The 5,384-nt window shown below is 44.9% G+C and carries 4 protein-coding genes and 2 pseudogenes; 1 reads left to right on the plus strand and 5 read right to left on the minus strand.

The genetic code is table 11. The features are described 5' to 3' along the window. Positions 1 to 233 (plus strand): annotated as a pseudogene (locus QTO00_RS14145) (phosphoglucomutase/phosphomannomutase family protein); the annotation flags it as partial. 96 nt (positions 234 to 329) lie between these two features. On the opposite strand, the gene QTO00_RS14150 reads toward QTO00_RS14145, so the two are convergent. From QTO00_RS14150 to QTO00_RS14170, 5 genes and pseudogenes are all read right to left on the minus strand, one after another. Beyond that, a complete protein-coding gene (locus QTO00_RS14150; RefSeq protein ID WP_331425375.1) occupies positions 330 to 944 on the minus strand; it encodes a glutathione S-transferase in 615 nt (204 codons plus the stop codon). 93 nt (positions 945 to 1,037) lie between these two features. Then, positions 1,038 to 2,069, minus strand: coding sequence for an ABC transporter ATP-binding protein (locus QTO00_RS14155; protein ID WP_331425376.1), 1,032 nt, complete (start codon positions 2,067 to 2,069; stop codon positions 1,038 to 1,040). Next, positions 2,069 to 3,694 (minus strand): ABC transporter permease, encoded by a 1,626-nt coding sequence (locus QTO00_RS14160; protein ID WP_331425377.1) that lies wholly within the window; start codon positions 3,692 to 3,694, stop codon positions 2,069 to 2,071. The genes QTO00_RS14155 and QTO00_RS14160 overlap by 1 nt, the downstream gene beginning before the upstream one ends. A 175-nt stretch (positions 3,695 to 3,869) precedes the next feature. After that, the gene (locus QTO00_RS14165; protein ID WP_331425378.1) at positions 3,870 to 4,886 is read right to left on the minus strand and encodes a Fe(3+) ABC transporter substrate-binding protein; all 1,017 of its coding nucleotides are present in this window, start codon (positions 4,884 to 4,886) and stop codon (positions 3,870 to 3,872) included. A 161-nt stretch (positions 4,887 to 5,047) separates the two neighbouring features. Further along, positions 5,048 to 5,384: pseudogene (locus tag QTO00_RS14170) on the minus strand (ammonium transporter); the annotation flags it as partial.

Below are 5,384 nucleotides of genomic sequence, written 5' to 3' on the forward strand. Positions count from 1 at the left end.
AGAAAGAGGTGCTCTACAATCGCATCTACGTTGAAAAACAATTGCCTGAGTTTGACTACGAGATAGATAAAGTCAGCTACGAAGATGGCGCTAAGGTTTACTTCAAGAATGGCGGATGGGTGATTGCCCGTTTCTCAGGAACCGAACCACTTTTGCGTATTTTTGCCGAAATGGCAGATAAAGAAACTGCAGAGAAGGTTGTACTGCAAGTGAAAGAGTTTTTACAACTCTAATTTGCTTGATTCACTACCCTATAGGTGGATGTATTTGCCCGGCCCTATAGCCGGGCTTTTTTTGCTCTATTCGTCAAATAAAGCCAGTTTCAAGTGTCAGCTTTGAAACGCCTCTCGCTGCGACACGGTTTCAAACCAACGAGCAATATTCGGGTAGTTATCTAGCACTTCAATCTGTAGACCATTAATAGCAAAGCCAATAAAAATGAATCCGGTAATGTCTACAATGGTGAAATCTTCCGTCGCAATATGCTGACTCGCTGCGAGCCTGTTATCCAACACTGGAAGAAATTCACTTACACGAGATTTAGATTCTTCTCCCCATGCCGCGACACAGTTTTCACGATCTTTGTATATCGCTGTGATATTGCGAAACGCTTGAAAAGCAGTGTACAAGCCTTGGAACTCCACCACACGATGCCACATTTCCACTTGGGCACGCTCTAGCGGATTGGAACCAAACAGGGCAAGGTTGTTGGTAAACATTTCATCAAAATAACGGCAGATGGCGACACTCTCACAAAGCGTTGTACCATCTTCAAGCTCTAACAGAGGCACTTTTCCGTTGACACTTTTCGATTTAAACTCATCAGCTAGGTTATCGCCTTCACGAACATTGAGCGCAACTCGCTCGACCTCTCCACCGATTTCCTTGAGAAAGATATTAACGCGCTTGCAGCTTGGCGTCATGGCGGTTTCGTACAGTTTCATTTCACTTCCTTGTTATCCTCTAATGGGATTATGTAGTTACCATCGATGCTCAGCCCAATAAAAGAGCAAGCCCAAATAAGTCACTGAATCATTCTAGAAAGCCAACACACCCTGAGTTTCGATTTTAACCGCGACTTGCTGACCGATAGATAGCGGCTCTGCAGAACTTGCCAGTAAACGATGGCCACTCGCATCAATCACGTAACGACAATGGTCACCCATAAACTGCTGTTCGAGCACCTTTACGCTACTCTCTTCAGCCGCACTAATCTGAACATGTTGTGGTCTAAGCAAAAGTTCACAACTCTCGCCAATTTGAATCTCATGCTGAGTAATGGCCTCTACTACACCTAAATCCGTTTCAAATTCAGACTGAGATGAACGTTTAGCCGTTAGGTAACTACCGCCACCTAAAAAGTCAGCAACAAACTTACTCGATGGCTGATAGTAAAGCTCACTGGCCGTGCCATATTGCTCAATCACACCATGATTCATCACCGCCATCTTGTCCGCAAAGGCAAACGCCTCTTCACGACTATGAGTGACGAAAATCGCCGTCACACCCTGCTTTTTGAAGATCTTACGGATCTCAGCGATCAACTCATGGCGAACTTGGGTATCAATATTAGAAAACGGCTCATCAAGCAGTAACAGATCAGGCTTATAAGCGAGGGAACGTGCAATGGCAACACGCTGCTGCTGACCACCAGAGAGTTGATGAGGATAGCGCTCGCCGTAACCATCTAAGTGAACCAGCTCAAGCATCTCATTGACTTTTTCCGATTGCTCAGCTTGTGGCAGTTTGCGCAGACCAAATGCAATATTTTCAGCCACAGTTAAGTGTGGGAACAGCGCGTAGTCTTGAAAGATCATACCAATATTCCGCTGCTCAGGAGGAAGCCAGTTCGCACCATCATCAATGGTCATACAGTTAAGACTCATTACTCCAGAGCTGAGCGGTAACAGGCCTGCAATCGCTTTAAGCAGGGTGGTTTTTCCGCAACCACTTGCGCCAAGCAAGCAGACAATCTCACCCTGTTCCACTTCCAGTGACAGAGCCTCTAGTACCGTGGTTTGTTCGTCATACTTACAGGTTAAGTCATTAATTGATAATGCACAGCTCATTAGTGGGAATGCTCCAGAGAACGGTTTACGATAACTAAAGGCACCAAGCCAACCAAGACCAACAATACAGCGGGAAGCGCAGCCAACTCTAAGTGTTCATCGGAGGCAAAGTTATATACATAAGTAGCTAATGTTTCAAAATTAAACGGACGCAGTAACAAAGCTGCATTGAGTTCCTTCATTGATTCAATAAATACCAGTAAGCCCGCAATTAATGCTCCACGGCGAACTAGCGGAAGATGCACCCGCCACAACATAGCGTTAGCACCGCAGCCCATGGTTCTTGATGCCATATCTAATGAAGGAGAGACTTTACTCAAGCTACTCTCAACACTGCCTATCGCGACAGCAGAAAAACGCACCACCATAGCAAAGATAATAGCAAACATAGAGCCTGAGAATATTAGCCCCGGCCTTCCCCACTCCATCGCTTTGGCAATATCGTTAACTAGGTGATCCATAAACAGAACAGGGACCATCACACCAATAGCGAGCACAGTTCCCGGAACGGCATAGCCCATTGAAGAGAGACGCATGAAAGCTAAGCTGCTGCGACCTGGATTAACTCGTTGACAGAAATTGACCACCAAGGCGACCAACACCGCTAACACTGCAGCGGTTAGCGAAACATAGAGGCTATTAAGTGCATACTGGCGAAACTCGACAGTCCAACTCTGAGCGAAGTACTTATAAGCGTAGATGATCAACTGCCCGAGTGGAAAGATAAACGCCACACAAACAAGCCCCCAGCACCAGAGCACCGCTGCCCATTTCTTCCAGCCGTTTAGCTCGTAGCGAAAATCTTCGCGGCTACTAAATTGGCTTTGAAATAGTTTCTGTTTGCGGCGACTGTAGCGCTCGGCACTAAGCAGTAAGATCACCACGACGAGCATAATCGCAGAGATCTTAGCTGCAGCCGTCAGACTAGAGTAACCAAGCCAAGTGTCATAGACCGCTGTTGTTAAAGTATTGACGGCAAAGTAGCTTACAGTACCAAAATCGCCAATAGTTTCCATTGCGACTAAGGATAAACCCACCGCGATTGATGGTCGAACCAACGGCAAGGAAATACGGCGAAAACTCTCAAGTGGTGAGCACTTCAACAGCCTTGCTGACTGAAGTAACGAGACATTCTGTTCCATAAATGCCGCGCGACAAAGAAGGTAGACATAAGGGTAGAAAACTAACGCTAAAACGATAATCGCACCAGTCAAGGTACGAATATCAGGGAACCAATAATCACCTGGCCCCCAACCCGTTAAATCACGAAGTAAGATCTGCACTGGCCCGGCAAAATCAAACCAGTCAGTAAAAATATACCCAACGATATAGCCCGGCATCGCTAGAGGGAGAACCAATGCCCATTGTAAAACGCGTTCACCCGGAATTCGGCACATGGCCATAATCCAAGCCGATGGTACTCCAAATACCAAAGACAGTGCCATAGTGCCTGCTACTAGCACTAAAGTATTGTATGCGTAGGTTGGCATCACCGTTGACATCAAATGAGCGAAAAGCTCATTGGTTTCACCAACAGCGGTGATAAATATCGCTAAGATCGGCAAAACCAGTAGTACAGCAAGCGCTCCACTACTGGTTTTCCATAAAGAGTTTTTTTCTTTCATCGCCTACATACAAGTGGGATCAATGCAAAATAAATGCGGTTGCAAATACATCTCATATCCCTTTAATAGTTTAGGGTATTTATACCCTTATAAACAAACAACCTCAAGCAACTCAACAAAAAGAGCGACTTGAGGCTGTGTTTGATACAGCAAGTCAATGACTCGCTATAAACTATTATAGGTCGAACTTAACTTCGTCTAGAAGTTTAATTGCCGCTTCATGGTGGTCAGCGATCTCATCTAAAGAAATAGTGTCTGGACGGAAGTCACCCCAAGACGCCACTAACTCAGAACGCTTAACACCATCTTTAACTGGGTATTCGTAATTCACTTCAGCGTACATACTTTGTGCTGTATCACCTGATAGGAATTCCATTAGCTTAACTGCATTCTCTTTGTTTGGAGAGTATTTAGCCATTGCCATACCAGAGATGTTTACGTGCGTACCCGTCGACTTCTGGTTAGGGAAGTTAATGTATACAGCATCTGCCCAGGCTTTTTGCTCTGCATCGTTAACCATCTTACCTAAGTAGTAGCTATTACCTAGAGAAACGTCACATAGACCTTCTTTGATTGCTTTAACTTGCGCGCGGTCGTTACCTTGAGGCTTACGAGCTAAGTTCGCTTTTACACCCTCTAGCCACTCTTTTGTTGCCGCTTCGCCTTCATGAGCGATCATCGCTGAAACTAAAGAAACGTTGTATGGGTGCTTACCGCTACGAGTACAGATTTTGCCTTTGAATTCAGGCTTAGCAAGATCAGCATATGTGAAATCTTCACCTAGGCGACCAACGCGGTCACGTGAAGAGTAAACGCTACGAGTACGTGTTGTTAGGGCAAACCACTCGTTGTTTGTATCTTGATACTGAGCCGGAATGTTGTTCTCAAGAACTTCGCTCTCAACCGCTTGAACTAGGTTTTTCTTAGTTAATTCAGATAGACGGCTAATATCCACAGTTAGGATTACATCAGCAGGGCTGTATTCACCCTCTTGAGCTAGCTTTTCTGCTAGACCTTTTTTCGCAAACTTAACGTTTACTTTAATGCCCGTCTCTTTTGTGAACTCATTGAACATTGGTTCCACTAGAAATGGTTGACGGTAAGAGTATACGTTCACTTCTTCTGCAGCGATTGCCGCTGTTGGTGCAATTGTCGCACAAGCTAATGCAGAAAGAGTCAGCAGTTTTTTCATCGGTTGAGTCCTTTAACGTAGTAATGATAACGTTTATCAGTTTCGTTATTATATTCATCAAAGTTTAGAAAACAACGGACAAAAACACAAAAACCCACTCATCAGAGCAGGTTTTTGTCATGTTTATTTGTAACTTTATGTTACTTCAAGTAGTCACTCACTTATTTAACTGTAACGAACTCTGGGTAAGCGCCTACGCCACAGTCATGCATATCCATACCTTCCATCTCTTCATCTTCAGTAACACGGATACCGATTGTCGCTTTAAGGATTGCCCATACCACTAAGCTAGCACCGAATACCCAAGCAAAGATTACTGCTGCACCAAGAAGCTGAGAACCAAATGATGCATCACCGTTGCTTAGTGGCACAACCATTAGGCCGAAGAAGCCACACACACCGTGTACAGAAATCGCACCAACTGGATCATCAATCTTAATCTTATCCAAGCCGATGATGCTGAATACGACTAGTGCACCTGAAACCGCACCTACGCTT

It is taken from the genome of Vibrio sp. M260118, from assembly GCF_036533755.1.
GTDB lineage: Bacteria > Pseudomonadota > Gammaproteobacteria > Enterobacterales > Vibrionaceae > Vibrio.